The organism is Microvirga terrestris (genome assembly GCF_015694425.1).
GTDB lineage: Bacteria > Pseudomonadota > Alphaproteobacteria > Rhizobiales > Beijerinckiaceae > Microvirga > Microvirga terrestris.
In genome coordinates this window covers 68,779-94,710 of the sequence record NZ_JADQDN010000002.1, presented here as the reverse complement: position 1 = coordinate 94,710, position 25,932 = coordinate 68,779, and the positions used below count along the sequence as shown (strand labels likewise).

The 25,932-nt window shown below is 63.0% G+C and carries 23 protein-coding genes; 8 read left to right on the top strand and 15 right to left on the bottom strand.

Annotated features, from left to right (window positions below; genetic code table 11):
- Positions 1 to 17 precede the first annotated feature (17 nt).
- Positions 18 to 1,025, top strand: a complete 1,008-nt coding sequence (locus I2H36_RS04540; RefSeq protein ID WP_246718654.1) for an alpha/beta hydrolase — start codon at positions 18 to 20, stop codon at positions 1,023 to 1,025.
- An 11-nt stretch (positions 1,026 to 1,036) separates the two neighbouring features.
- Here I2H36_RS04540 and I2H36_RS20285 read toward each other — a convergent pair whose 3' ends face one another.
- From I2H36_RS20285 to I2H36_RS04515, 5 genes are all read right to left on the bottom strand, one after another.
- Complete coding sequence (locus I2H36_RS20285) at positions 1,037 to 2,221, bottom strand: family 16 glycosylhydrolase (RefSeq protein ID WP_281432973.1); 1,185 nt, start codon at positions 2,219 to 2,221, stop codon at positions 1,037 to 1,039.
- A 123-nt stretch (positions 2,222 to 2,344) separates the two neighbouring features.
- Positions 2,345 to 4,507, bottom strand: a complete 2,163-nt coding sequence (gene scpA / locus I2H36_RS04530; RefSeq protein ID WP_196262693.1) for a methylmalonyl-CoA mutase — start codon at positions 4,505 to 4,507, stop codon at positions 2,345 to 2,347.
- Between the two features lie 210 nt (positions 4,508 to 4,717).
- On the bottom strand, positions 4,718 to 5,086 hold the full coding sequence (locus I2H36_RS04525; RefSeq protein ID WP_196262692.1) for a hypothetical protein: 369 nt from the start codon (positions 5,084 to 5,086) through the stop codon (positions 4,718 to 4,720).
- Between the two features lie 120 nt (positions 5,087 to 5,206).
- Entirely contained in the window at positions 5,207 to 7,177 is a 1,971-nt protein-coding gene (locus tag I2H36_RS04520; RefSeq protein WP_196262691.1) for a methylmalonyl-CoA mutase family protein, read from the bottom strand.
- Positions 7,178 to 7,910: 733 nt separating this feature from the next.
- A complete protein-coding gene (locus I2H36_RS04515; RefSeq protein ID WP_196262690.1) occupies positions 7,911 to 8,291 on the bottom strand; it encodes a DUF2267 domain-containing protein in 381 nt (126 codons plus the stop codon).
- Between the two features lie 123 nt (positions 8,292 to 8,414).
- On the opposite strand from I2H36_RS04515, the gene I2H36_RS04510 reads away from it, so the two are divergent.
- Positions 8,415 to 9,953 carry a helicase HerA-like domain-containing protein gene (locus tag I2H36_RS04510; protein ID WP_196262689.1) on the top strand — a complete coding sequence of 513 codons (1,539 nt, stop codon included), beginning with the start codon at positions 8,415 to 8,417 and terminating at the stop codon, positions 9,951 to 9,953.
- Positions 9,954 to 10,075: 122 nt separating this feature from the next.
- Positions 10,076 to 11,458 carry a M20/M25/M40 family metallo-hydrolase gene (locus I2H36_RS04505; protein WP_196262688.1) on the top strand — a complete coding sequence of 461 codons (1,383 nt, stop codon included), beginning with the start codon at positions 10,076 to 10,078 and terminating at the stop codon, positions 11,456 to 11,458.
- Positions 11,459 to 11,559: 101 nt separating this feature from the next.
- Here the strand turns inward: I2H36_RS04505 and I2H36_RS04500 are convergent, their stop codons facing one another.
- Positions 11,560 to 12,237: a haloacid dehalogenase type II gene (locus tag I2H36_RS04500; protein ID WP_196262687.1), complete on the bottom strand. Its 678-nt coding sequence runs from the start codon at positions 12,235 to 12,237 to the stop codon at positions 11,560 to 11,562.
- A gap of 169 nt (positions 12,238 to 12,406) precedes the next feature.
- Here I2H36_RS04500 and I2H36_RS04495 point away from each other — a divergent pair, with 169 nt between their 5' ends.
- The 3 genes from I2H36_RS04495 (at position 12,407) to I2H36_RS04485 (ending at position 15,308) form a co-directional block, all read left to right on the top strand.
- On the top strand, positions 12,407 to 13,282 hold the full coding sequence (locus I2H36_RS04495) for a branched-chain amino acid aminotransferase (RefSeq protein ID WP_425523273.1): 876 nt from the start codon (positions 12,407 to 12,409) through the stop codon (positions 13,280 to 13,282).
- Between the two features lie 95 nt (positions 13,283 to 13,377).
- On the top strand, positions 13,378 to 14,097 hold the full coding sequence (locus I2H36_RS04490; protein ID WP_196262685.1) for a DUF1194 domain-containing protein: 720 nt from the start codon (positions 13,378 to 13,380) through the stop codon (positions 14,095 to 14,097).
- 53 nt (positions 14,098 to 14,150) lie between these two features.
- The gene (locus tag I2H36_RS04485) at positions 14,151 to 15,308 is read left to right on the top strand and encodes an adenylate/guanylate cyclase domain-containing protein (protein ID WP_196262684.1); all 1,158 of its coding nucleotides are present in this window, start codon (positions 14,151 to 14,153) and stop codon (positions 15,306 to 15,308) included.
- 26 nt (positions 15,309 to 15,334) lie between these two features.
- Here I2H36_RS04485 and I2H36_RS04480 read toward each other — a convergent pair whose 3' ends face one another.
- The 5 genes from I2H36_RS04480 to I2H36_RS04460 all read right to left on the bottom strand — a co-directional run bounded on the left by I2H36_RS04480 (position 15,335) and on the right by I2H36_RS04460 (position 19,651).
- A complete protein-coding gene (locus I2H36_RS04480) occupies positions 15,335 to 16,036 on the bottom strand; it encodes an RNA polymerase sigma factor (RefSeq protein ID WP_196262683.1) in 702 nt (233 codons plus the stop codon).
- Positions 16,037 to 16,106: 70 nt separating this feature from the next.
- Positions 16,107 to 16,625, bottom strand: coding sequence for a plastocyanin/azurin family copper-binding protein (locus I2H36_RS04475; RefSeq protein ID WP_343234397.1), 519 nt, complete (start codon positions 16,623 to 16,625; stop codon positions 16,107 to 16,109).
- Positions 16,622 to 17,041: a DUF5602 domain-containing protein gene (locus I2H36_RS04470; RefSeq protein WP_196262682.1), complete on the bottom strand. Its 420-nt coding sequence runs from the start codon at positions 17,039 to 17,041 to the stop codon at positions 16,622 to 16,624. Before I2H36_RS04470 ends, I2H36_RS04475 begins: the two co-directional genes overlap by 4 nt.
- Before the next feature lie 93 nt (positions 17,042 to 17,134).
- On the bottom strand, positions 17,135 to 18,661 hold the full coding sequence (gene murJ / locus I2H36_RS04465) for a murein biosynthesis integral membrane protein MurJ (protein ID WP_196262681.1): 1,527 nt from the start codon (positions 18,659 to 18,661) through the stop codon (positions 17,135 to 17,137).
- Positions 18,662 to 18,664: 3 nt separating this feature from the next.
- Positions 18,665 to 19,651 carry a glycosyltransferase gene (locus I2H36_RS04460; RefSeq protein WP_196262680.1) on the bottom strand — a complete coding sequence of 329 codons (987 nt, stop codon included), beginning with the start codon at positions 19,649 to 19,651 and terminating at the stop codon, positions 18,665 to 18,667.
- 97 nt (positions 19,652 to 19,748) lie between these two features.
- Between I2H36_RS04460 and I2H36_RS04455 the strand changes: the two genes are divergently transcribed.
- Positions 19,749 to 20,597, top strand: coding sequence for a ChbG/HpnK family deacetylase (locus I2H36_RS04455; RefSeq protein ID WP_196262679.1), 849 nt, complete (start codon positions 19,749 to 19,751; stop codon positions 20,595 to 20,597).
- Here I2H36_RS04455 and I2H36_RS04450 read toward each other — a convergent pair.
- Both I2H36_RS04450 and I2H36_RS04445 read right to left on the bottom strand, forming a co-directional pair.
- Positions 20,594 to 20,992 (bottom strand): lysozyme inhibitor LprI family protein, encoded by a 399-nt coding sequence (locus I2H36_RS04450; RefSeq protein ID WP_196262678.1) that lies wholly within the window; start codon positions 20,990 to 20,992, stop codon positions 20,594 to 20,596. The two genes, I2H36_RS04455 and I2H36_RS04450, sit on opposite strands and share 4 nt — an antisense overlap.
- A 162-nt stretch (positions 20,993 to 21,154) precedes the next feature.
- Entirely contained in the window at positions 21,155 to 21,754 is a 600-nt protein-coding gene (locus I2H36_RS04445) for a superoxide dismutase (protein WP_183449073.1), read from the bottom strand.
- A gap of 255 nt (positions 21,755 to 22,009) precedes the next feature.
- On the opposite strand from I2H36_RS04445, the gene I2H36_RS04440 reads away from it, so the two are divergent.
- Positions 22,010 to 22,978 (top strand): hypothetical protein, encoded by a 969-nt coding sequence (locus I2H36_RS04440; RefSeq protein WP_196262677.1) that lies wholly within the window; start codon positions 22,010 to 22,012, stop codon positions 22,976 to 22,978.
- On the opposite strand, the gene I2H36_RS04435 is transcribed toward I2H36_RS04440, so the two are convergent.
- Positions 22,971 to 23,525, bottom strand: a complete 555-nt coding sequence (locus tag I2H36_RS04435; protein WP_196262676.1) for an isochorismatase family protein — start codon at positions 23,523 to 23,525, stop codon at positions 22,971 to 22,973. The genes I2H36_RS04440 and I2H36_RS04435 overlap by 8 nt on opposite strands.
- A gap of 2 nt (positions 23,526 to 23,527) precedes the next feature.
- Positions 23,528 to 25,909, bottom strand: a complete 2,382-nt coding sequence (locus tag I2H36_RS04430; protein ID WP_196262675.1) for a PAS domain-containing protein — start codon at positions 25,907 to 25,909, stop codon at positions 23,528 to 23,530.
- Positions 25,910 to 25,932 lie beyond the last annotated feature (23 nt).

The window sequence follows — 25,932 nt, the reverse complement described above, 5'->3', positions numbered from 1 at the left end:
ATCGAGGGCAAAACAGCATGACCTTCCTTGTCTCCTCTCGAATCCCAAGGCCCATGCGCTTCCCCTTGTCCCGCCTTGCCATCGCCTGCCTTGCCGGTTTTGCCCTGTCCGGCTGCGTCGGCGAGGATTCGGCGCTCATCAGTCCCGCGTCCTTCAAGATCGGCCTCGAAAAGGACCCGAAGCTCCTCGTCGCGACTACGCGGCTCCCGGTGGGCGATCCGCCCAAGAAGCCCTGGTTCAGCAGCGAACGCTCGGCCGACATGATCTTCGCGGAGGCGCGCCTGACACCGCCGTCGGGCTCTCTCCTCAGCAGCGGCAGCTGGAACATCGCCAAAGTGGAAAACGTCGACCACAGCAATGCCGCGCAGGCCTTCGCGCAGGCTGCCTTCGGCCGCGACTTGCTGCTCTACATTCACGGCTACAAGGAAAGCTTCGAGACGGCCGCGACCTCGACGGTCGATCTCTCCGAGGGCATCAAGTTCGCGGGCGTGACCGGTCTCTTCACTTGGCCGTCCGCCGCCTCGACCTTCAGCTACGTGGCCGACCGCGAGAGCGCCATGTGGTCGCGCGACTCGCTGGAAGATCTGCTGGCCGCCATCGCCAAGACCCCGAGCGGCGGGCGCATCCACATCGTGGCGCACAGCATGGGCACGCTGCTGACGCTGGAGACCCTGCGCATGCTGCGCGCCTCCGGCGGCGAGAGCGCCATGGAACGTATTGGCGCCGTGGTGATGGCGGCGCCCGACATTGACATCGACCTGTTCGCCCGTGGCCTGGAGAAGCTCGGGTCGGATGCGAAGAAGATCACGGTGATCAGCTCCACCAACGACCGGGCGCTCGCCGTCTCGAGCCGCCTCGCCGGCGGCATTGTGCGGGCAGGGGCGGCGGACCGCGAGCGGCTGGAGGCTCTGGGCGTGCGCGTGGCCGACGCCTCGGAATTCGGCGGCGGCATCATCAACCACGACCTGTTCCTGTCGAACAAGGAAGTGCAGCAGGTGGTGAAGCGGGCGATCGAGCGGTCTTAAATCAAGCGTTTTCAGATGATGACGAAGTCGTCGTATTTGAGCTGCGCCTTGCTGATGCCGTCGAAGGTGATGGAGCCGCTGTCAGCAAGCTTCAGAACAGCATCTCCGGCGGCATTGTCTTTGATCTGCTTGTAGAGACCGGCGAAGTTCTTCTGGCCGGCAATCGCTTTCGTGATGCGCACCACGTCTCCGCCGAGGAGATCGAAGTCGAGGATCACGTCGTGGCCGCTCGGCCCGGTCCGGTAGATGAAGGTATCCGCGCCGCTACCACCGACCAGGGTATCGTTCCCTTTCAGTCCTTCGAGAGTGTCGGCGCCGTCATAGGCATAGATCGTATCGTGGACGATGCCGGCATGGATATCGCCCACGAGGGTGTCGGCCCTCGATCCGCCTGATATCGTCGGCGTGACAACCACCTCGGGTGTTTCATCGAGCGCCCAGGCACGGATGTAGTCGATCTGGAATTCGGCCGGAAACTGAGTTGTTTCATCCGGCGCACCCGGCCAGTTGCCGCCAACCGTGAGGCCTGCGAGCAGATACATCGGCTCGTCCATGCCGGCCGGCGTTGCCATGGAATAAACCTCCATGCCATCGAGGTAATAGGTAATCGAGTCTGCCGTCCACAGAGTGCCGTAGCTGTGGAAGCCGAGGGAAAGATCGACACCTGTCGAAATGCCCTGCGTGTCGAAGGCATGACTGCCGGCCGCATCGGTCCAATGCGACCCGACATGATAGGTCGAAGGATCGTGGCCGAGCAGCTCCAGCACGTCTATCTCCGGCGGCCAGTTGCCGCTCTGCGGCAGCAGCCAGAAGGCCGGCCACAGCCCCTGGCCGGAGGGCACCTGAGCCGAGATCTCGAAATAGCCGTAGGTCTGCGAGAAGGTGCCGTGGGTGTTGATGAGCCCCGATACGTAAGGGAGGCCGTCCGTCTGGCTCGTGTCAGGGGAGGGCCGGGCGGTGATCGTCAGAATGCCATCGCCGGCCTCACGAGGATCGGCCTCGATGCTGAACGGGTCGAGATGCGGGTTGCGCTGGATAACGGCCGTCGAACGGTCGGCGAAGTATTGCATCTCGCCATTGCTCGCGAGATTGCGCCCGCCCCACCAGTATTTCGTGCCCCATATCGATGTATTGAGGTAGCTGCCGGTGAACTCGTCAGAAAAAGTGAGTGAATAATCTTCCAGATTAAGTGCCATGGGTGCCCCGCAAACGCTTTGGTAAAAACATCATTGAGAGAACTTCCCATGGGGAAGGGTGATCATCAATCGACCAGAATGCTCGGGTTGTGCGGATGCTGAATGCACGGTTAAGGCAGCGGATTATTCCGCCGCCTGTTTCGGGCCGTAGCCGAGCCTGCGATTGAGATCATCGATCAGGTTCACGGCGGCATCCGCGATCACCGTGCCGGGCGGGAAGATCGCCGAGGCGCCGGCCCGATACAGCGCGTCGAAATCCTGCGGCGGGATCACGCCGCCGACCACGATCATGATGTCGTCGCGGCCGAACTTGGCGAGTTCGGACCTGAGCTCAGGAACGAGCGTCAGATGGCCCGCCGCCAGTGACGAGACGCCGATGATGTGCACGTCGTTCTCGATGGCTTGGCGCGCCGCTTCCGCCGGTGTTGCGAAGAGCGGGCCGATATCCACGTCGAAGCCGAGATCGGCGAAGGCCGAGGCGATGACCTTCTGGCCGCGGTCGTGCCCGTCCTGGCCCATCTTGGCGACGAGAATACGCGGACGGCGTCCGTCGTCGTGCTCGAACTGCTCTACCAGAGTGCGGACTTTCTCGACCGCTGGCGACGCCATGCCGACCTCCCGTTTGTAGACGCCCGAGATCGCCTTGATCTCGGCCCGATGCCGGCCCCAGATCTTTTCCAGGGCGTCCGAAATCTCGCCCACCGTCGCCTTGGCGCGGGCGGCCTTCACGGCTAGGTCGAGCAGGTTGCCGTTGCCTGCCGCACCTTGCGACAGAGCGGCAAGTGCCGCATCCACATCGGCTTGGTTGCGGTCGGCTTTGAGGCGCCTGAGCTTCTCGATCTGGCTCGCGCGCACGGCGGCGTTGTCGACCTTCAGGATGTCGATGGACGCCTCGTCCGTCGACTTGAAGCTGTTCACGCCGATGATCTTCTGGTGCCCGGAATCGATGCGCGCCTGCGTGCGGGCCGCCGCCTCCTCGATCTTCAGCTTGGGAATGCCGGCCTCAATAGCCTTCGCCATGCCGCCTAAGCTCTCCACCTCCTGGATATGCGCCCAGGCCTTCTGCGCGAGCTCATAGGTAAGGCGCTCGACGTAATATGAGCCGCCCCACGGATCGATGATGCGCGTGGTGCCGCTCTCCTGCTGCAGGAACAGCTGCGTGTTGCGCGCGATGCGGGCGGAGAAGTCCGTGGGCAGCGCCAGCGCTTCGTCGAGCGCATTGGTGTGCAGCGACTGCGTGTGGCCTTGGGTGGCCGCCATGGCCTCGATGCAGGTGCGCGTGACGTTGTTGAACACGTCCTGCGCGGTGAGTGACCAGCCGGACGTCTGCGAGTGCGTGCGCAGGGGCAGCGACTTCTCGCTCTGCGGGTTGAAGCCCTTCACGAGCTTCGCCCAGAGCAGGCGCGCGGCGCGCATCTTGGCCACTTCCATGAAGAAGTTCATGCCCACCGCCCAGAAGAACGACAGGCGCGGCGCGAACTGGTCGATGGTGAGCCCGGCCGCAATGCCGGCACGGATGTATTCGACGCCGTCGGCGAGCGTGTAGGCGAGCTCCAGGTCCTGCGTCGCGCCGGCTTCCTGCATGTGGTAGCCGGAGATCGAGATCGAGTTGAACTTCGGCATGTTCGCGGAGGTATACGCGAAGATGTCTGAGATGATGCGCATCGACCCTTTCGGCGGGTAGATGTAGGTGTTGCGCACCATGAATTCCTTGAGGATGTCGTTCTGGATCGTGCCCGACAGCTTGGAGGCAGGCACGCCCTGTTCCTCGGCCGCTACGATGTAGAGTGCCAGGATCGGCAGCACGGCGCCGTTCATGGTCATCGACACGCTCATCTGGTCGAGCGGAATGCCGGCAAACAGCGTGCGCATGTCGTAGATGGAATCGATGGCCACACCCGCCATGCCCACATCGCCCGACACGCGCGGATGATCGGAATCGTAGCCGCGATGGGTGGCAAGATCGAAGGCCACCGAGAGACCCTTCTGGCCGGCCGCGAGGTTGCGGCGGTAGAAGGCGTTGGAGTCTTCCGCCGTGGAGAAGCCGGCATACTGGCGCACGGTCCAGGGCTGGTTGACGTACATCGTGGGGTAGGGGCCGCGCAGGAACGGCGCGATGCCCGGATAGGTATCGAGGAAGTCGAGCCCAGCGCGGTCCTTAAGGTCGTAGGATCCCTTCACCGCAATCCCCTCCGGCGTCAGCCACGGCTCGGCCGGGGATGTCGAGGAGGATGCCAGGGGAGCGTCCGTGAAAGCGACACTCGCGAAATCCGGGATGCTGGTCATGGGATGAAGCGGATGCCCTTGCCGGTGGAAACGGATCGAATGGGGTGTATTCTAGGGCATCCGCCTGTGTGATGCTATCGGCGCATGGTTGGAGGGGCTCAGTGTCATCCCCGGCGGCCCGAAGGACCGGGAACGGGATCTACTCACATGCGCTGCGGCTGATGGATTCCCTTCCCCTCCGCTGTGCTCCGGCCAGGAATGACACGGGTGTCACCCCCGCTTCTCGGCATTCCAATAGCCTGAGCAAACCCGCCCACCCGAGGTCTTCCAGGTGCCCCGGCCTGCGTTGCCGGAAAGGCGGCCTGAAACGTTCGCCCGGTCCTGACCGCGCGAGATGCTGGCGGAAACGGAGCCATTCTGCTGCACGCGACCGTTCACGTTGAAGTTCTCCGGGCCGCCATAACGGGCCTGGCCGTTCTGGACGACGACCGCATAGCGATAAGCCCGGTCGCAGGCACCCTGCTCGGTCACGACCTCCACGCTCCAATTGCCATCGAACTGCTTCGTCTGGGCTTGGGCTTGTGGTGCCATCAAGAGGGCTGCGATTGCGGCTCCACCAAGCCAGGAAAGGACGCGCATCGAACACTCCCGAACACGATGAATTTGCTGAACCAACGTGGGTGTTTCGGGCAGGGTTCCTGTGGAGTTCCGCTGCAGCCGGCGTAAGAGTCGGCCTTCCAGATGCCAGGAACGGGAATCTCAAGCCTCAGCGCAAGCCATATCGAGGGCCTCGCCGATAACCTTAAGGGTGTCGCACCCGGAAAAAATGAAGGTTGTGATGCCGGCCTCCGTCAGCTCTTGTTGATCTTCCCCGGGGCGGCCCGCCAGGAACATAAGTTTTGACCCTGCCTGATGCAGGGTTCTTGCGGCCGCGGGAGCATGCAGTTTGTAAATATCGTCAGTCGAGCAGATGCAGCTGATCTTGGCTTTGCTGCCGATGAAGGCTTTCTGCATGCTGTCCAGATCCGTTAGACCCTCGCTCATGATGGCTTCGATGCCGCCGGCCTCGAAGAAGTTCTTGGCGAAGGTTGCGCGAGCCGTGAAATCGGCCACGGATCCGAGATTGGCGAGGAAGACCTTTGGTCTTGAACCGGTCCTGGCCCGGTAAGCGTCGGAGATGTCGCGCAGGCGTTCGAAGGGCTCGGCGATGCGGGTCGAGGGCAGAGGAGCAACCGCCACGGCGGACGAGCTTGCCGCCGTCATGGCAAGCCGCGGCAGCGTTGCTCCATCCGCAGCCATCTGCACAAGAGAGGCGAACGATGTTTCCCCCGAGCCCGCAGCGGCTTGGGGTGCTGGTCCATCACCCTCTTTCGCGGTCGGCATTGGCACCAGAACCGTCACGTCCGCTTCGTTGATGTTTGGGAACTCGCTCGTGCCGGTGATCGGCTCCTTACGGGTGGCGACGGCTTTCTCCCGCTGGGCGCGTACCGCTGCGATCCGACCTTGGAGCGTTTCACCTTGCAGGCTTGCCAGAATGCCGCCCTCGCGTTCGATCTCCTGGAACAGGCCCCAGGCTTTTTCGCAGAGAGCGTCGGTGAGGGCCTCGAACCCGCCGGCGCCTGCCGCCGGGTCGGCGACGCGGGCGAGGTTGGATTCATCGAGCAGGATGGCTTGAGTGTTGCGCGCAACACGGCGGGCGAAGGCGTCGGGCAGGCCGAGTGCTGCCGTGAAGGGCAGCACCGTGATCGCATCCGCCCCGCCGATGCCGGCCGAGAAGGCCGCGATGGTGGTGCGCAGCATGTTCACCCACGGATCGCGCCGTGTGGTCATGCGCCAGGCCGTCTCCGCATGCAGGCGGATCGGCCTCGGCCTCAGGCCGCAGGCCTGCTCGACCCGCGCCCAGAGCCGGCGCAGGGCTCTGAACTTCGCCACCGTGAGGAACTCGTCCGCATCAGCTACGAGCAGGAATGACAGCGCCCGCCTCGCCGCATCGAGGGAATGGCCTGCCGTTTCGAGACCGCGCAGATAGCTCAAGCCCGTTGCGAGCACGGCCGCGAGTTCCTGCGCTTCGCTGGCGCCGGCCTCGTGATAGACGCGGCCGTCGGCCAGGAAGGCGCGACCGGTGAAGCTCTTTGATGTGAGGTGCGCGAGCGTGTCGCCCATGCGTTGCGCCATCGCGTCCCAGGACGCTGACATACGTCCCATGGCCGCCATCGCGCCCACTGGATCGAGGCCGAGGTCGAGGGATAGGTCGGAGAGCTTGTGGCCGCGGCGCTCGGCCAGGGCCAACGTGAGCGCGGCCATCTGGCGGCCATGTCCGCCGGCATCGACGCGCAGGTGGATGAGGTCGAGCATCACGCCATTCAGCGTCCTGTCGAGATCCTCGACGGAGTCGATCTGCACGCCAAAACCCCGCGCGGCGGGAGCCTTGCGGGTGACGAGGGTCAGCGCATCGGCGCCGCCTTCGAGATCGATGAGGACGAGCTCGTTGGCCTTGGCCGGATCGGGATGGTCGACGCGCTGCGAGACCCGCCAGCGACCGGCTTGCTCGCGCGCAATCGGCGCCGCTCCTTTTGCCTTCGGATAAAGTGGCTGGATGGCGATGCCGTCATGGCTGCGGGAGACGAGCTTCTTCTGGAAGTCCGCGCCCTTCAGCACCCCCTCGACCAGCTTGAGCCATTGCTCGCGGGTCGCTTGCGGAAAATCGGCGGCGAGAGAGAGATCGTCCATGAGGGCCTCGTCCGGAGGAAGGCTGCGCGAATGGCGCGGACAATACCGGGCGGAGGGGAATGTGGGAATGCCCCAAAGGATGGGCCCAGGACAGACGTGATCGCAACCCGTTCCAGGCTGACGCGCCTCGGATTCCAACACGCTCGTCGTCATCTCCGGACTTGGTCCGGAGATCCACGTCTTTGCGCTGTTGCGGTTCCCAAGATGTGGATGGCCGGGACGAGCCCGGTCATAATGCGGTGAAGCTATGTTCTCATTTTGTTCTTGACAATCGTCCTAAGCTGGGCTATAGCTGAGGACATCCTCGCCCGACGAGGGGCGCGCTCGCGAGGCGTCGCAAGAGTGGGGCAAGGAGCGGTCCCGCCGCAGGTCTCGCACACCTGTGATCGCGGGTGGCCGATCCTGGCTTGATCCAGGTCCGCTGAAACAAACCGCGCGTGCGAGCAGTCTGGCTCTCACTTTCCCCACACCCATCGAGCCGGGCTGCACGACACGCCTCCCTCGATTTGACCTGACGGCTTGAGGCCCACCGGCCTCAGGCCCGAAGGTGCTGGCTGTTTGACATCCCAACCACCCGCATCATCCCGGACAGCAGAGCCGATCCGAGATCGCAAGACCAGTCCAGCACTGTCATTGCCGCTTGCGCGGGGATGACAGTGTCGAGCTTACGGTGCCATATCCGGCCGCCGGTCCCGGGTTCTGCTGGACAGCACCGGGATGACAGCTTTGGCGATCAAACGAACTGCGAGAGCCCCGGGATCGAACCGACAATCGGCCCCATCACGTCCTCGCCGGCCTTCTCGCGGCCGTAGGTGAAGAGCTCCTTGCCGAGCGGCTGCATCTGGCCCATGGACACGCCGATACCCATGAGCTGGCCACCGAGCGCCATCACGCCGCCGCCCATGGAGCCCATCATGCCCATGAGGCCGCCGCTGCCGCCGGTCTTGCCCTCTTCGATGGCGTCCTGAGCACCGGGCAGGGCCGCAATCAGCTGGTTGACCTCGCTCGAGGGGCCTTCCTTCTGGAGGTAGCCGAGAATGATGCCGATCGCCTTGCGGGCGGTCGCCGCGTCGAGTCCCGTCTTCTGCGTCACGCGGGCGATGAGCTCATCCATTTGATTCTCCTAAATTTGTAACGGGGGCAGATAGTTCATATCTGAACTGTTTAATCAAGAAATCCGAGAGTGGAAACTCGCGGCAGGGCTTCTAAGATCCATTAGAGACGCTGGAGGGATTCGATGCTGCAGGACGGGAAGATCTTCATCGGGAAGAGCACCAAGCCCGAATATCTCGATCTGAAGCTCGCCAACCGGCACGGCCTCGTGACCGGAGCAACGGGCACGGGCAAGACCGTCTCCCTTCAGGTGATGGCGGAAGGCTTCTCCAAGGCGGGCGTTCCGGTCTTCGCCGCCGACATCAAGGGCGATCTCTCCGGCATGGCGGCCCCCGGCAACGGCAAGGAGCCTCTGGTCAAGCGCGCCAAGGAGATTGGCGTCGAGTATGTGCCGGACAAGTTCCCGGTCGTGTTCTGGGACCTGTTCGGCGAGCAGGGGCACCGGGTGCGGGCGACGATCTCCGAGATGGGTCCGCTGCTGCTCTCGCGCCTGCTCGATCTCAACGATACGCAGGAGGGCGTTCTCAATATCGCCTTCCGCATCGCCGACGAGCAGGGATTGCTGCTCCTCGACCTGAAGGATCTGCGCGCGCTGCTGCAGCTCATCTCCGACAATGCCAGCCAGCTCACCACCACCTACGGCAATGTGTCGAAGGCCACCATCGGCACCATTCAGCGTCAGCTCCTTGTGCTGGAGAACCAGCAGGGTGACGAGTTCCTCGGTGAGCCGGCGCTCGACATCAAGGACCTGATGCGCATGGATCGTGACGGTCGCGGCGTCGTCAACATCCTGGCGGCCGACAAGCTCATGAGCAATCCGCGCCTCTACGCCACCTTCCTGCTCTGGCTTATGTCGGAGCTGTTCGAGGAGCTTCCGGAGGTGGGCGACCTCGACCAGCCCAAGATGGTGTTCTTCTTCGACGAGGCTCATTTGCTCTTCAACGATGCCCCGAAGGCTCTCGTCGAGACCGTGGAGCGCGTGGTGCGCCTCATCCGGTCCAAAGGTGTCGGCGTCTATTTCATCACCCAGAACCCGATCGACGTTCCCGAAAGCGTGCTGGCGCAGCTCGGCAATCGCGTGCAGCATGCTTTGCGCGCCTATACCCCGCGCGAGCAGAAGTCGGTGCGGGCGGCTGCACAGTCCTTCAGAGAAAATCCGGCCTTCGACACGGAGAAGGCGATCACCCAGCTCGGTGTCGGCGAGGCCCTGGTCTCGACCCTCGAGGGCAAGGGCGCCCCTTCCATGGTGGAACGCACGCTGATCGCCCCACCCATGGCGCAGGTGGGGCCGATCGAGCTCAGCGAGCGCCAGCAGATCATCGCGGCAAGCCCCATGAAGGGGAAATACGATCAGCCGGTCGATGTGGAATCTGCCTACGAGATGCTGGCCAAACGGGCCGAGCAGGCTGCCGCCGAGGCGAAGGCCGCGGAAGGGGGCGGCGGCCTCCTCGACATGCTCGGCGGCCTCTTCGGCTCCGGTCCGCAGCGCAAAGGCTCCATGACGGTCGGCCAGCGCGTCACCCGCGAGGTGACGCGCACCATCGTCAACCAGACGGTCGGCAACCTCGCGGCCGAGATCGGCAAGTCCATCGGCGGCCGCCAGGGCAGCTCCATCGGCCGCGCCATCGTACGCGGGACCTTGGGTGGGCTGTTGCGGCGGTAGAAACATGGGTCATCCCGGATCGGCTGCGCCGTTCGGGATGACGGTTTTGGGGAATGCCCCTTGCGACATCCTCCTGTTGGATGCACCTTGTCGGCCGCGAAAAATTCCAACTCAGGGCCATCATGTCAAAGCTCGACCAAGTTCTGCAGCGTATCGATTCCGATCTCGATTCCTCCCTGGAGCGCCTGTTCCAGTGGCTCAAGGTTCCGTCCATCTCCACGGATCCCGCTTACAAGGACCATTGCCGCAAAGCCGGCCAGTGGCTCGTTGACGAGCTGAAGAATATCGGGGTCGAAGCTTCTTTGCGCGAAACGGGCGGGCACCCGGCCGTGGTCGGTCATGCCAAGGGCGATGCGAAGCTGCACGTGCTCTTCTACGGGCATTACGACGTGCAGCCCGTCGACCCGCTGGAGCTGTGGGAGACGCCGCCCTTCGAACCGCGCATGATCACGCTGCCTGACGGCCGCAAGGCCATCAGCGCCCGCGGCTCCGCCGACGACAAGGGTCAGGTGATGACGTTTGTCGAAGCCTGCCGCGCTTGGAAGGCCGAGACGGGTTCGCTGCCGATCAACATCACATTCCTGGTCGAGGGCGCCGAGGAGGACGGCTCCAAGTTTCTCCCTGAGTTCATCGAAGCCAACAAGAATGAGCTGAAGGCCGATGTCGCACTCGTCTGCGACACGGGCATGTGGGACCAGGATACGCCAGGCATCACGTCCTCTCTCCGCGGAATGGTCTATGAGGAGATCATCGTCCGCTGTGCCGACCGCGATCTGCATTCTGGCTCCTTCGGCGGTGCTGCGCGCAACCCCATCCATGTGCTCTCGAAGATCATCGCTGCCTTTCACGACGACAATGGCCGCATCACGATTCCAGGTTTCTACGAGGGTGTGCCCGAGACTCCGACCCAGGTTCTTGAGCAATGGAAGGGCCTGAACCTCACGGAGGAAGAGTTCCTCGGTCAGGTCGGCCTCAAGCATTCCGCCGGCGAGAAGGGACGCATGCTGATCGAGCAGATCCAGTCGCGCCCCACCTGCGACGTGAACGGTATCATCGGCGGCTACACGGGCGAGGGCACCAAGACGGTGATCGCCGCGGAGGCCCGCTGCAAGGTCTCGTTCCGCCTCGTGGGCGATCAGGATCCGGTTGCGATCTCGAAGAACTTCGAGGCTTTCGTGCGCGAGCGCATTCCTGCCGATTGCTCGGTGGAGTTCATCCATCACAAGGGTTCGCGGGCGCTTGCCCTGCCGCATGATTTCCCGGCCATCACGGCGGCGAAATCCGCCCTGCACGATGAGTGGAAGAGGGATCCGATCGTCATCGGCATGGGCGGCTCGATCCCGGTCGGCGGCGACTTCAAGCGCACGCTGGGCCTCGACACCCTCTTCGTTGGCTTCGGTCTCGACGACGATCGCATCCATTCGCCGAACGAGAAGTACGATCTCAAGAGCTTCCACAAGGGCACCCGGTCATGGGCGCGCATTCTGGCGGCGTTGGCGAAGTAAAGACGCGTCCTCCTCTCGACGTCGTGCCCGCACTTCTTGCGGGCATCCACGTTTTAGTCAAAGACATGGATGGCCGGGACAAGCCCGGCCATGAAGAAGCACTAAAGCAACCTATCGAGCGATGCGATGACTGCGCTTGGCGCGAGTTCTGCGTACTCGTCCGGCAGACCGAGCCGGTTCACCCACATCGGTGTGAACCCGAAGGCTGCCGCGCCTGCTATGTCCCAGCGGTTGGACGACACGAACACCACTTCGGCTGCGGTGAGGGACAGTGCCCGCAGCACGAGTTCGTAGGTTTGCGGGCTCGTCTTGAAGATACCCGCAGCATCGACGGACAAGACCGCGTCTAGGCCGTCGGCAAGGTTCGCTGACTTCACGGCTGCGTTGAGCATGCCGGGATCGCCGTTCGACAGGATGCCGGTGAGCATGCCTCGCTCCCTGAGGGCATGCAGCGTCGGCCGGACATCCGGGTAGGCGTCAAGCGTGCGGTAGGCCTCGAGCAGAAGCGGCCTCAGGGAGCCGTCGACCTCCGGAAACCGCGCAAAAGCATGGTCCAGTGCCTGTTCGGTCAAAGTCCAGAACGGTGCGTAGCGGCCGGCCAGCGACAGCACCCAGGAATATTCGAGCTGCTTCGTGCGCCACACTTCCGAGAAGCGTGCTGCGTCGGGCCCAATCTGCGCCATGTGGCGCCCGACGGCGGAATGCACGTCGAACAATGTTCCATAGGCGTCGAAGATCACGGCCTTCGTGAGAGCGGGGATGAGGCTGGGGCTGGTCATGAGGGCCAGAGTTTCACTGGCTGCCTGTGATGGCAAGCCGGCCAATGATCAGCCCTTCTCATGGAAACCATCACAAGACTTTATGCGCTGCTCCGGATGAAGCGATTGACGGTTGCCGACGCAGGGGGTTCGATAGGGCAGAACTTCTGACCGATTAAGGATGGTACACGTGGCTTGGTATTCGCAAACTTGGAACTGGTTCAACGGCACTTGGCATGAGGGCAATCCGCCCTTGATCGGGCCGCGCTCTCACGTGTCCTGGCTCGGCTCCTCCGTCTTCGACGGGGCCCGCGTGTTCGAGGGCGTAGCACCCGATCTCGACCGGCACTGCGAGCGCGTGAACCGTTCGGCCCTCACCATCGGTCTCAAGCCGACCATGGATCCTCGCGTCATCATGGATCTCGTCCGCGAGGGCGTGAAAAAGTTCGCGCCCGGCACGGCGCTCTACGTGAAGCCCATGTACTGGGGCGAGGCCGAGGGCCTGGCCACCATCGCGCCGGATCCGGAATCGACGCAGTTCTGCCTGTCTCTCTTCGAAGCCCCGATGCCGGTGCCGGGCGGCCTGTCCGTCATGAAGTCGAGCTTCCGCCGCCCGACGCTCGAATCCATGCCTACCGATGCGAAGGCCGGCGCCCTCTACCCCAACAATGCCCGCGTGCTCCGCGAGGCGAAGGAGAAGGGCTTCGACAACGCGCTGGTCTGCGATGCCCTCGGAAACATTGCCGAAACCGGCACGTCCAACGTGTTCATGGCCAAGGACGGCGTGGTCCATACGCCGTATCCGAATGGAACCTTCCTCAATGGCATCACCCGCCAGCGCGTGATCCAGCTCCTGCGCGACGACGGCGTCCAGGTGGTCGAGAGCACCCTGCGCTACGAGGACTTTGCCAGCGCCGACGAGATCTTCATCTCGGGCAATTATTCCAAGGTGATGCCGGTGCTGCGCATCGATTCCCGCGACCTCCAGCCCGGCCCGTTCTACCGACGCGCCCGCGAGCTCTACTGGGCCTTCGCGCACGACAAGGGTATCCTCAAGGCGGCTTGAGCGGCTTCAACGAAGTTGTGAACGATGCACGAGGCGGCGATGATCGCCTCGTGCCCTACATGGCTCCAGCATCGTGCCCAATGCTGGAGCCCTCGATGCGGTTGATCCTGAAAAGCTTGGTCGCCTTGAGCCTCCTGACGGCAGAGGCCCAAGCCGAGCCCGTCGATCTGGAGCTGGTCTTCGCCGCCGACGGCTCGGGGTCCATCGACAATGACGAGCTGCGCCTCCAGCGGCAGGGCTGGGCGGATGCGCTGACTAGCCCCGATGTGCTCACCGGCATCAAGGACGGACCTGTCGGGGCCATTGCGGTCGCCTTCATGGAATGGGGCGGGCCGGGCTCGCAGGTGGTCATCGTCGACTGGCATGTGATCCGCGATGAGGCGAGCGCGAGGGTGTTCGCCGAAAAGCTCCTGAGCGCTCCACGGGGCGCGACGGGCTACAATTCCATCTCCAACGCCATCGACTTCTCCATGCGCCTCGTGGAGGGCAACGCCCATGAGGGCACGCGCAGGGTGATTGATGTCTCGGGCGACGGTCCGAACATGAATGGCCGGTCCCTGGAGCAGGTGAGGGCGGAGGCGCTGGCCAAGGATTTCACTATCAACGCGCTCGCCATCCGGCGCCCCGGCAGCGGCCGTCCGGGCGGGCCCGGCGGCGTGACGCTGGAGGATTACTACGCGCAGAATGTCATCGGAGGTCCTGGCTCCTTCGTCGAGATTGCCGACGAGACGCAGCCTTTCGCTCTGGCCGCACGCCGCAAGCTCCTGACGGAGATCGCCGGAACGGGTGGAGCCACCCGGCACGCGAGCCGCTGATCTGACGTCGACAGCAGCAAGACATTTCCCGTCGGAATGCTAGACTGCCGGCCATGACGAATCTTGAGAGCTGGATCATTGGCCAGGGCTTGCACGGGTCCGATGTGGCTTCGCTGCTCTCAGGGGTTGCCGAGCGGCTCGTCGGAGAAGGCATCCCCCTGGTCCGGGCGTACATCGCCCTGCCGACCGTCAACCCGACGATTCGCGTCTATACCCATGTGTGGACCCGCTCCGCCGGTACCATCGTGGAAGGGGTCTCCCACGAGCGCAACGACAATGCCTTTGAGATCAGCCCCTTCGCCTACATGATGCGCACCGAGCAGGAGAGCTGCCACTGGCATGTACATGGACCTGATGCGGACAGGTTCAGCGTGTTCGAGGACATCAGGGGGCTTGGAGGGACCGATTACCTGGCGCGCCTCTTCAGCTTCGGCAACGCCAGTGCTCCGGATCTGCGGGGGTTTGGCGCCTCCTTCTCCACCAGCCGCCCCGAGGGCCTGCGTCCGGAAGAGGTCGCGCGGATCGATGCCCTTCTGCCGCTCTTAGGCCTTGCGGCCTACCGCATGACCCTGTTCGACCTCACGGTCGCCATGCTCGACACCTATGTGGGTTTCTCGGCCGGCCGGCGCGTGCTGAGTGGGGCGATCCGGCGCGGCTCCGGCACGACCATCGAGGCGGCTTTGCTCTTTGCCGATCTGAGGGGCTTCACGACGCTTGCGGACACGGCGGGTCTCGACCTGATCGCCCGGCTCGACCGACATCTGGAAGCCATGGCGGACCCGGTGGCGGAGCAGGGCGGCGAGGTGCTCAAGTTCTTAGGGGACGGCCTGCTGGCCGCTTTTCCGATCACTGAGGAGCGATCGCACGAGAGTGCCTGCGCGGCGGCGATCCGGGCCGCGCAAATAGCGTTCGAACGCAACGAAGCAGTCAACCGCGAGCACGAGACGCCGCTTAGCCTCGACATCGCGCTCCATTGCGGAGACGTGTTCTACGGCAATATCGGGGCCGCCGGGCGCCTCGACTTCACGGTGATCGGGCCTGCCGTGAACGAGGCAAGCCGGATGGAGGCCCTGTGCGGCGCCCTCGATTGTTCGATCATCCTGTCCGACCGTGTCGCCTCGGTCAGCCCTGTGCCGGTTCGCTCCCTAGGGACCCACCGCCTGCGGGGTGTCGCCATGGAGCGGGAGCTGTTCACGTTCGCGGCTGGTTAGAGGTGTGTTTCAGGGCCAGTCCCTTTTCAGTCCTTCGAGGGACAAAGGCGCGCCAGAACGGCCTGCGTAATCCGGGCGCAGCGTGCCCCGGCAAAGGGGAACGTATCGGCCAGCGCACTTGAGAGGGTCTTGTCGAGGTTCTGCCGCAGGAGGCGTCGGGCCCGGTGAAGCCTTGTCTTCACGGTTTCAGGACGTAGGCCGAGCTGACCTGCGGTCGCCTCGATGCTCATCTCCTCAATATCGCGCAGGACGAAGACGATGCGGAACGGATCCGGCAGCTGGTCCACGGCTCGCTCAATGAGACGACGGATCTCTACGCGCGCGGCGGCCGCTTCAGGATCAACCTCCTGCCGAGTCAAGGGCAGATAGATCACGCGAGACGCACCTTGTTCGTTGATCATATCGAGCTGATTCAGATCCACGGAGGCGCGCCGGGTGCGAAGCCGTCCAAGAGCCTCATTGAGGGCAATCCGTGTGAGCCATGTTCCAAGACGTGCCTCGCCGCGAAAGCCTTCAAGGTGAGTGAAGGCGCGCATATAGGTGTCCTGAACCACATCCTCGGCCTCGGTATCGTCGCCGAGAACGCTGCGGGCGATGCGATAAAGCCGACGGTTGTTCTGCTCCATGATTTGGCGAAGCGCGGCGGGGTCGCGGTGCTGTGCCCTCTCGACCAGAGCCATGTCGTCCAGGCTGTTCAGGAGCGGCGTTGCGGCAGTCTTCGGTTGCATGGCGTCCCTCCCGCATATGGCCATTAGATGGAGCGATTGCGCAAAGGTTCCCAGATTTTCTTCGGGTCGTTCAGATCCGGCGAACGATGCCCCGGTTCATGATCTCCTCGACTGAGGGAAACGCAAACCTTGCTGCCTCCGAAATGTCCAATGAGCTGGCCTCGTCAGCCGGCGAATTCACCGGACGCCCCACAATGATCCGTCCCACCATCCCGGCATGCTCGTGCGGCACGCAGAAGAAATCGTAGATGCCTTCCGCATCGAGCGTAACCGAAAAGCTCTCGTTCGGCAGCAGGTAATCCGAATTCCACGGGGTGGCATTCTTGGGAATACGCAGCGCGTGCTCGAAGTTTTGCGGATGGTAGGCTGTTGCTGTGTGGGAGTTTCCAGGGTCCAGATTGATCCAGCGGATGGTCTGACCAGATTTGATGCGCAAGCCGACCGGGTCGAACCAGACATGCGAGCCATCCGCGTTCCCCTGCATCCAGATCTCTATCGGTTCATCGGCCAGCGGACGAAGCGGTTGGGCCAGACCGGCGAGGGCAAGGCCCCCGCCGATCTGCAGGATATGTCTGCGCGAGACCGTCACTTCGCGGCCACCCGCGACTCGTCGGCCTTGGGAACGTGCCACAGCACGACATGGGCATGAGGCTTCTCGACACCCGGATGGCCGGCGTTGAAGTAGACATCCACATGATCGACCTTGCCGCCGGGAGCCGCGAGGTCGTCGAAGCGCTTGTCTTTGTTGGAGAGGTCCTCGACGGGCAGCATGTAGACCGTGCTGACGAGCCGGCCATCGCGATCGTAGGCGAGGAATGGGCCGGCCGGCAGGGTCTTCGGATCCACAAAGAGCTGGCCGAGGCCCGGCAGGAAGTCGGGCAGCTTTACGAGTTCGCTGACCTTCTTGTAGGCGCCCGATGGCGGAGCCTTCTCGACCTGATCGGCAGCCATGGCCGGGAGGGCGATGGCGGCAAGCGCGATGGCGGCTGCAATGCGGAAGCTCATGGTATCATCCTCTCGCTAGGCCAGGCGATGCCCGGCACATGTGATTGGATGGAGCCCTGACAGAAAGGTTCCCGAAAACCTACAGTCTGCAAATCAGCGGCGCGACAGCCTGACCCCAAGCACCTTCAGGCCTGCCAGCAGTGTGCCGCCATAGATGAAGGCGCCGGCCATCCCAAGAAGCCCGAGCAGGATCTCGCTGTTCCAGGCGGGGAGCCGAATGGTCCATTCCGACACGGGAATCGGTGCAAACCAGGCAAAGGCTCCCAGCAGCAGGCTCGCGACAGCGACGGCGGCCGCTGTACGGCCCAGGGCGCCGCCCGGAGCCATCCAGTCCCTCCGCAGGGCGAGCAGCACGAGGAGCCCGAGATTGACCCAGATGCCAATCGCGGTGGCGAGTGCCAAGCCCACCACGCCGTAAGGTCCCGTCAGCACGATCTTCAAGGCCACATTGACCGCCACCGCCGTGAGCGAAGCAATGAGCGGCGTGACCGTGTCGGAGCGGGCATAGAAGCTCGCCACCGCCGAGCGGATGAGCACGGCCGGGGGCAGGCCGAGGGCATATGCCGCGAGCACCGCCCCGGAGCGCTCGGCGGCGGCGGCATCGAAGGCGCCGCGCTGGAACAGGGCCGACATGATGAGGTCGGGCAGGGTGATGAAGGCCACCACGAAAGGGGCGGCAAGCGCCAGGGTCAGCCCCACGGCCCGGTTCTGGGCTCCATGAGCCCCGGTGACGTCGCCTGCGGCGATGCGGCGGCTCATTTCCGGCAGCAGGACGGTGCCGGCCGCAATCCCGATCACGCCGAGCGGCAACTGGTAGATGCGGTCGGCATAATAGAGTGAGGCCACGGCGCCGGTGGGCAGGAAAGAGGCGATGATCGTGTCGGCGAACATGGCGAGCTGCACGCCGGCCGAGCCGACGACAGCGGGCCCTAGCACCTTGAAGAAGTGCTTCAGGGCCGGATCGAAGCGCGGTGCCTCAAGCCTCGGTGCGACGCCTAGGCGCCGAGCCGAAACCCACACCAGCAGCAGTTCGAGCACGCCCGCCACCGTGACCCCCCAGGCGGCCGCGTAGCCGGCATTCGGGAACAGGAACGCGACAGCCAAAGCCGCCACGATGGAGACGTTGAGCAGCACGGGCGCGGCGGCTGCGGCCGCGAAGCGCTCATGGGCGTTGAGGATGCCCGACAGGATCGTCACCAGGGTGACGAAGAGGAGATACGGGAAAGTGATGCGGGTGAGCGTCACCGCCAGGTCGAATTTCTGCGGCTCGTCTGAGAAGCCAGGGGCCAGCAGGGTCACCACCACCGGCATGCCGATCAGGGCTGCCGCCAGCAGCACGATCTGGACGATCAGCATCAGGGTGCTGATGCGGCTCGCGAATGAGCGGGCAGGGGCGGCGCCTTCCCGCTCCAGCACGCCCGCATAGGTGGGCAGGAAGGCGCTGTTGAAAGCGCCTTCGCTGAAGATGGCACGGAAATGGTTCGGGATGCGGGAGGCGACCACGAAGGCGTCGGCGATAGGCCCAACGCCCATGACGGCCGCCAGCACTACGTCGCGGATGAAGCCTGTGAGACGGGAGACGAGTGTCCAGCCGCCGACGGAGAGGATCTTTCTGAACATCGATCAGACCCGGCGCATGCGATAATTGTCGGGAACGATGTCGCTCGACACCTCCGCTGCGCCGCCGACCCGCTCGGCCACCACGTAAAGCGGCCGACGCTTCACTTCGGCGAAGATGCGGCCGACATATTCGCCGACGATCCCGAGCGACATGAGCTGGATGCCGGAGAAGAACATGACGGAGACGATCAGGCTCGGAAAACCCGGAAGGTCAGTGCCGAAGAGGAGCGTTCGGACGGTGAAGAAGATGGCTGTGGCGATCGCCAGGAACGAGATCAGGAAGCCGATATAGGTCCAGATCCGCAGCGGCACCGTGGAGAAGGCTGCAATGCCGTCGAAGGCGAAGCGGAAGAGCTTCCTGAAGCTCCATTTGGTGGTGCCGAAGCGACGCTCCTCCACCACGAAGGGGACGCCCGTGGCCTTGAAGCCGATCCAGGCATAGAGGCCCTTCGAGAAGCGTGCCTTCTCGCCAAGGGTCCTGAGGGCGTCGACCCCCTTCCGGTCGATGAGCCGGAAGTCGCCTGCCCCCTCGGGCAGGGGGATCTCGCCGAAGCGGGCGAAGAGCTTGTAGAAGACTTGGGCGAAGCCGCGCTTGGTCCGGGTCTCGTCCGAGCGGTCCGTGCGCTGGCCGTAGACCATGAGGAAGCCCTGCTGCCAGCGCTCCACGAAGGCCTCGATCATCTCCGGCGGATGCTGGAGGTCGGCATCCATGATCACCACCGCGTCGCCCCTGGCATGATCGAGCCCCGCCGCGATGGCGATCTCCTTGCCGAAGTTGCGGCTGAAGGAGACGGCCCCGATCCGGGGCTCGGCGCGACTGACGCCTCTGATGAGGTCCAGAGTATCGTCCCGGCTGCCGTCATCCACGAAGATCACCTCCCAATCAGGGGTGATCCGGTTGAGGACCGGTAGCAGGCGCTCGCAGAGAGGCGCGATATTGGCGCTCTCGTTGTGGACCGGGATGATGACGCTGAGCTTGGGCGACGCCACTGGAAGAACCCTTGATTATCGGGCCGCATCAAGAGCCGAGTTTGCAGCTTTGCTCAAGGGGATTAGGGTGCGGCAAAGCTGAATTTTTAGGGCATATATGGGCTCCTTTCGTAACGTCATTCTCTGCGCCGATGATTTCGGCCTCTCCGATGGCGTAAGCCGCGGCATCGTCGAACTGGCTGAGATGGGCCGTATTTCGGCCACAGGCGCCATGACCAGCATGCCCAGCTGGCCGCGGGCTGCAGGCGATCTGAGGCCCCTTCAACGTCGGATTGCCGTAGGCCTTCATCTCAACTTCACGACGGGAGCGCCCCTGGGGTCGATTCCGCAGCTCGCGCCGTCGGGCACCTTTCCGAACCTGGGGGCGCTCCTGCCGAAAGCCCTGAGGCGCCAACTGCCTGTCGAGGAAGTCGCTCGGGAAATCAGCTGCCAACTGGACGCCTTCTTGGAGGTTCATCGCGACCCGCCAGCCTTCGTGGATGGCCACCAACATGTGCATGTTCTGCCGGTGATCAGGCCGGCTCTGATCAGGGTTCTGAAGGATAGGGGCTATGCCGGGCGTGTCTGGCTGCGCGACCCGTCGGACCGGATGGCCGCGATCCTGCAGCGTTCCGTTGGGCGCAGCAAGGCGCTGGTCGTGAAATCTCTGGCGCGAGGCTTCGCCAGAGCTGCCCATGCGGCGGGCTTTGAAACCAATGAGGGATTCTCAGGCTTCGCTCCGCTCGACCTCTCGGTGACAGCTGAACGCGTCTTCAAGGAGGCGTTTTCGGAGCTCGGGCCTCATCCGGTCGTCATGTGTCATCCTGGCCATGTGGACGACGAATTGCGGGCGCTCGATCCTGCGGTGGAGAGCCGTGCTGCGGAACTGGAATATCTGAAGTCCGATGCATTTGATGCAATGCTGGAAGAACGAGGGATCAGGCTCGGTCCCAATCTGGATCGCTAGTTCTTGTTACCAACCCAGCCTCTGCACGAAAGATCACCTTCTTCGCATGTCAACTGAGAATCCAGATACCTGATATGAAGCTCGGTCAGCATGGTCATACATCCAGCAAAGATCATTGGGCGAACGGATCCAAGACCACTCGTCTCGAAATCACACACCTTGTCCCTGTAGGAAATCCAAGCTCTTTGCGCGTCGCGAAGTTTCCCTTGATCGTCACGATCAAGGCGTTTCATGAGCTTCGTGTAGCGCTCATTCATCGCTTTGTCCGCCTTCTCAAACTTGTGTTCTGCGCACATATTCATTTCGGATTGGGTCTCGCCTTTGCAGTCGTCCCCGGCCCTGGCGGCAGGGGATAAGAAAAGCATCGCAAGAAGAACAATCGATAGGGGGCGCATCGTATTGGTTCCTCGATCAGCTAGAGGCAAAATGGCCTTGATCGATACAAATTTACATTTCTTTCTAAGTTCCGCCTAAAAAGGTCCATTAGACCCCTGCTGATCCAGTTTCCAAAACAAACGGGCCTCCGAAGAGGCCCGTTTGACGTTGCGGTATATCGCTTACTTCGACGCCTGTTCGAACATCTCCTCGACATGCTCCCAGTTCACGAGATTGTCGAGGAAGGCCTTGACATAGTCGGGACGGCGGTTGCGGTAGTCGATGTAGTAGGAGTGCTCCCAAACGTCGCAGCCGAGGATCGGCTGGGCGCCGTGCACCAGCGGATTCTCGCCGTTCGGGGTCTTCATGACGGTGATCTTGCCGTCCTTGAGCGCGAGCCAGGCCCAGCCTGAGCCGAACTGGCTGACGCCGGCCTGGATGAAGTCTTCCTTCATCTTGTCGACGGAGCCGAGATCCTCGACGATCTTCTTCTCGAGCTTGCCCGGCAGGGCACCGCCGCCATTGGGCTTCATCCACATCCAGAAGTGGATGTGGTTGTAATGCTGTCCGGCGTTGTTGAAGAGGGCTTGGTTCTTGCCGTAGGAGCCCTTCACGACCTCCTCGACGCTCTTGCCCTCGAATTCCGTGCCTTTCAGCAGGTTGTTGCCGGTGTTGACGTAAGCCGCATGGTGCTTGTCGTGGTGAAACTCCAGGGTTTCCTTCGACATGTAGGGCTGCAGGGCATCATAGGCATAAGGCAGTTCGGGCAGGGTGAACGACATCGGCGTCTCCTTTGGATTGAGCGACCCGGAGCATCGGACCCGAAAGTAGTGGCGACTTTGGGGTCGATCCGATGCCGGTCACTTGCGACCGCGCATCGCCGGATGCGCTTGAGCGTTAGTTAAAGCGCGGATGGCCCAAGAGCAACGGCCAAGCTCTGGACTTTTTTCTGCTCAAGCTTCACAGCCCGTTGTCTTTTGCCTATAGAAGCATAGCTTTTCCGCGGTAATATTTGTTTTGCGTATGATGGAGACAGCATGATCATCGCTCTTCTGGCCCTCGCTCTTGCGATGATCCTCGGTGGATTGCTGGCTGCCTTCTTTGGATGGGATATCGTTCTGGTCGAGCGCGGCTGGACGATGGTGATTGCAGGTAGCGTTACGGCCGCAAGCGGCGCGCTGCTCCTCGGCATCGCGGCGGCGGTTTCCAAACTGGCTAAGATCGAGAAACGGCTCTCTGGGCTCCAGGCCGGATCCGGGCTCGATGAGTTCGGTATGGGCCATCGCTCGCCTGGAACGCTTGCCGGTGCAGGGCTTGGCGGTGGTCTTGCGGCCGCAGAGGCGGCCGGTGCCTTCGAGGAGAGCACCGACGAAAACCGCGTGGAGGAGAACCAGCCCACCCTCCCGCTGTTCGAGGAACAGGTGCGACGCGAGCAGGACCAGGCAGAAGATAAGCCGGTGGTGGCGGTCGCCGAGTGGCCTGACGAGAGGGATGTAGCCCCTGTCATTCCGTTCCCGCCGAGAACCACCCCGGTTACCCTGCCTGCCGATGACGAGCACGAGCAGGACCTTAAGGTGCCTGATTTCCTCCTGGCCGACCGGCAGCGCAATGACGAGCAGGACCACCTCGTTGCCGAGCCGGGTCTCGACCTCGATGCGCTCGAGCGAGGCGACCGCGAGCCTGAGGTCGAGGATCGCGACCGGAGCGATGAGCTTTCGGAGCCCGTTTCGGACAAAGAGATACACGCAGAGACGCAAGACGACGGTGAGCGTTCCGTCGCAGAGGCCGATCAAGAGATGCCTTCAGAGGATGAGCCGACGTCCGACGAGGACAGCCCGGCCACAATCATCGGCACTTATAATTCCGGTGACAACAAGTATGTCATGTTCTCGAATGGCTCGATCGAGGCTCAGACACCGAGTGGCACCTATCGCTTCCAGTCTCTCGACGAACTGAAGGAGTTCATCGCGGCAGGCGGCGAAGGCAGTTCCTCGGCATCTATTTGAAGAGTGGAGCCAGAGCGCGGAAATCGTCCGTTCCGGCCTGCTCCATCCATTCGAAGGTCACCATCTCCGTCGTTACCCAATGGCATCCCGCGTGCAGCAGACGTGCGCAGGCAGCACTGACGCTGTGAGGTGAGCGGCTCGACACCGCGTCGGCCACCACGAAAACCTCAAAGCCTGACGTCTTGAACTCCAGGGCGGTCTGCAGAACGCAGATATGCGCCTCGGCCCCGCAGATCATGAGGTGATCGCGGCCGCTGCCTCGCAGGGTTGCGATCCGCTCCGCAATCGAAGGTTCACGGGCAGCCGAGAAGGTGGTCTTCGACAGGGTGACGGCACCAGCAGGGAGTGCCTCCGCAACGGATGGAAGGGTCGCTCCCAGTCCTTTAGGGTACTGCTCCGTGACCGTGACAGGAACCTTAAGCCGCCTCGCTGCTTCCAGCAGGGTCGCCAAATTACGGACAAGAACCCCGCCTTCATAGATTGCCGGCATCAGACGGGCCTGAACATCGACGACGACAAGGTGCGAGCGGGTTGCGTTCATCAGCATGGCTATTGATCCGGGTTGAAGATCGGCGGGGTGCCAGGGATCGGCATGGTCATGGTGAAGCGCAGCCCTTCTTCGGGGAAGTTCATGGACACCTCCGCCTGAAGCTGCGTGGCCAGCACCCGCTGCAGCAGGCGCGAGCCGAAGCCCTGCCGGGTGGGCGTGCTCACCTTCGGACCGCCATGCTCGGTCCAGGCAAAGTGCAGGATCGGCCGCTCCGCGCCCGGCTCCACGTGCCAGCGCACCTCCACCTGGCCGCCGAAGGTCGACAAGGCCCCATGCTTGGCTGCGTTGGTGGTGAGCTCATGGATGGCCATGCCGATGGGCACGGCTGCCTCCGAGGGCAACTCCACGTGGGGGCCCTCAACCAGGATGCGGTTGCGTGCGCCGTCCTCGTAGGGGCCGAGTTCGGTCTGGATCAGGTCTTCGAGCGCTGCCTTCTGCCACAGGTCCTCGGTGAGCAGGTTGTGGGTGCGGGCGAGCGACACGATGCGGCCGACGAAGCCCTGGTAGAACTCGTCGATGCTCGAGGCGGTGCGGGCGGTGGATCCGACGATGGCCTGGACGGTGGCGAGGGTGTTCTTGACCCGGTGGTGCAGCTCACGGATCAGCAACTGCTGGCGATGCTCAGCCTGCTTGTGCTTGGTGACGTCGATATTGACGCCGATGATCCGGGCCGGGCTGTTGTCCTGCCCATAAAAGATCATCAGGCTTCCTTCGATGTGGCGGAAGGAGCCATCCGGAAGGGGGATACGATATGTGAAAGCCATCTCCCGATCGCCTCGTGCAATCGTGTCCCGAAAGCTCTTCTCGAACGCATTCAAGTCGGCCGGGTGAATGCGGGAGGTCCAGCCTTCGTAAGTTCCCTCGAAACTGCCGGGTTCAATCCCGAACAGCTCTTCTTGCTCCGACATCCAGGTAATTGCGCCGCTGCCCACATCCCAATCGAAGACACCGATCCGGGCGGCGCGTTGAGCCAGTGCGAGCCGCTCCTCGCTCTTGCGCAGGGCCGCTTCCGTTTCCTTCAGGTTGTGAATGTTGATGCTCGTTCCGATCTTGCCCTTGAACTCGCCATCAGCATCGTAAAGCGAGCCGACCCGTACGATGTGCCAGTGATAGGTGCCGTCGACCGCCCGATAGCGCATCTCGGCTTCCATCACATCGTCGGTCGCATTCTTGGAGTCCTCCATGACTCCGGCGAGATCCTCGGGGTGGATGATCGACAGCCAGCCATGGCCCAGGGTCTGTTCGCGCGAGAGCCCTGAGAATTCGAACCAGCTTTGCTCATTCACGTAGTAGACCAGTTCGAGTTCCGGAGTGGCGATCCAGGCAAATCCAGGCAGCGCCTCGGTAAAGGTTCGGAACCGAAACTCGGTATCATGCAGGCTGCGTTCGGCACGCAGCTTCTCCACGGCCGTCCAGGTGCGCTCAGCCACATCCTCGACCAAGGCCACGTCATCCTCCGCCCAGGAGCGCGGTGTGGACGAGATGACATAAAGGATGGCCGTGATGTGGCCTTCCTTGAGCAGCGGGACGGTGAGAACCGCCCGGGCATTGATTGTGCTGTAAAAGCTTTGGAGAGCGGGGTTTTTCGTTCGCGGGTCGGTGGCAACGTCCTCGATGGTCAGGATCTGCCCCACCTTCGAGTCGTCGATCATGCCGTGCAGGAATTCCTGCAGGCGGTAAGCTCGGCCTTCGTTGCTGATAGCACCTCTTGACCATTCCCGCTCGACGAGCACCACACTGCGGCCATTGTCCACCTCACCATAGCCGACGCAATCCACTCTCAGGAGCTGGCCGATGCTCTGAGCAGTCGCTTCCATGGCGGCGAAAGGGTCCTTGAAGCTCCGAAGCTGCTCGTTCAGCTTCAGCAGATAATCCTGGCGGCGCCTGGCATCCTTGAGCTCTTCCTTGGCGCGCTCACGCTCCGTGACATCCTGCGTCACGCCGACCAGGCGGACCGGCTTGCCATCCTCGAAGATCGGCGTGCCCCTGACGAGGACGCGACCGATATAACCGTCGGGACGGACGATCCTATGCTCCACATTGAAGTCGGATCGAGTCGCCAGCGCATAGGTGACCGCCTGGTTGATGCGCTCGACATCGCCCGGATGCTGCAGCTTCTTCAGCCTCTCGAAGGTCAAAGGCTCATCGGCAGGCAGTCCGAGATGTGCCTTGCAGATCGGATTGGCTGTCATCTCGTTCGTGGCGAGATTCCGCTCCCATGATCCCATGCGTGCGATTTCGAGCGCCAGACGCAGCATGGCGCTGTTCCCACTTGACTCCGTCTCGCTGATGTCGCGGCTCTTTTCCTGTGAGTTCGAGTGCCGCTCGCCTTGCGGCGTAACGGCTCTTGGAAACGGCGGAACGTCGACCCTGTTGATCATGAACAATGCTCTTGAGCTGCGTC

Coding starts and splice junctions, on each gene's coding strand:
- I2H36_RS04505 (WP_196262688.1), top strand. CDS start 10,076: ATGTCAAAGCTCGACCAAGTTCTGCAGCGTATCGATTCCGATCTCGAT.
- I2H36_RS04520 (WP_196262691.1), bottom strand. CDS start 7,177: ATGGACGATCTCTCTCTCGCCGCCGATTTTCCGCAAGCGACCCGCGAG.
- I2H36_RS04525 (WP_196262692.1), bottom strand. CDS start 5,086: ATGCGCGTCCTTTCCTGGCTTGGTGGAGCCGCAATCGCAGCCCTCTTG.
- I2H36_RS04445 (WP_183449073.1), bottom strand. CDS start 21,754: ATGTCGTTCACCCTGCCCGAACTGCCTTATGCCTATGATGCCCTGCAG.
- I2H36_RS04480 (WP_196262683.1), bottom strand. CDS start 16,036: ATGCAACCGAAGACTGCCGCAACGCCGCTCCTGAACAGCCTGGACGAC.
- I2H36_RS04510 (WP_196262689.1), top strand. CDS start 8,415: ATGCTGCAGGACGGGAAGATCTTCATCGGGAAGAGCACCAAGCCCGAA.
- I2H36_RS04450 (WP_196262678.1), bottom strand. CDS start 20,992: ATGCGCCCCCTATCGATTGTTCTTCTTGCGATGCTTTTCTTATCCCCT.
- I2H36_RS20285 (WP_281432973.1), bottom strand. CDS start 2,221: ATGGCACTTAATCTGGAAGATTATTCACTCACTTTTTCTGACGAGTTC.
- I2H36_RS04440 (WP_196262677.1), top strand. CDS start 22,010: ATGATCATCGCTCTTCTGGCCCTCGCTCTTGCGATGATCCTCGGTGGA.
- scpA (WP_196262693.1), bottom strand. CDS start 4,507: ATGACCAGCATCCCGGATTTCGCGAGTGTCGCTTTCACGGACGCTCCC.
- I2H36_RS04515 (WP_196262690.1), bottom strand. CDS start 8,291: ATGGATGAGCTCATCGCCCGCGTGACGCAGAAGACGGGACTCGACGCG.
- I2H36_RS04490 (WP_196262685.1), top strand. CDS start 13,378: ATGCGGTTGATCCTGAAAAGCTTGGTCGCCTTGAGCCTCCTGACGGCA.
- I2H36_RS04435 (WP_196262676.1), bottom strand. CDS start 23,525: ATGCTGATGAACGCAACCCGCTCGCACCTTGTCGTCGTCGATGTTCAG.
- I2H36_RS04430 (WP_196262675.1), bottom strand. CDS start 25,909: ATGATCAACAGGGTCGACGTTCCGCCGTTTCCAAGAGCCGTTACGCCG.
- murJ (WP_196262681.1), bottom strand. CDS start 18,661: ATGTTCAGAAAGATCCTCTCCGTCGGCGGCTGGACACTCGTCTCCCGT.
- I2H36_RS04470 (WP_196262682.1), bottom strand. CDS start 17,041: ATGAGCTTCCGCATTGCAGCCGCCATCGCGCTTGCCGCCATCGCCCTC.
- I2H36_RS04455 (WP_196262679.1), top strand. CDS start 19,749: ATGGGCTCCTTTCGTAACGTCATTCTCTGCGCCGATGATTTCGGCCTC.
- I2H36_RS04485 (WP_196262684.1), top strand. CDS start 14,151: ATGACGAATCTTGAGAGCTGGATCATTGGCCAGGGCTTGCACGGGTCC.
- I2H36_RS04500 (WP_196262687.1), bottom strand. CDS start 12,237: ATGACCAGCCCCAGCCTCATCCCCGCTCTCACGAAGGCCGTGATCTTC.
- I2H36_RS04540 (WP_246718654.1), top strand. CDS start 18: ATGACCTTCCTTGTCTCCTCTCGAATCCCAAGGCCCATGCGCTTCCCC.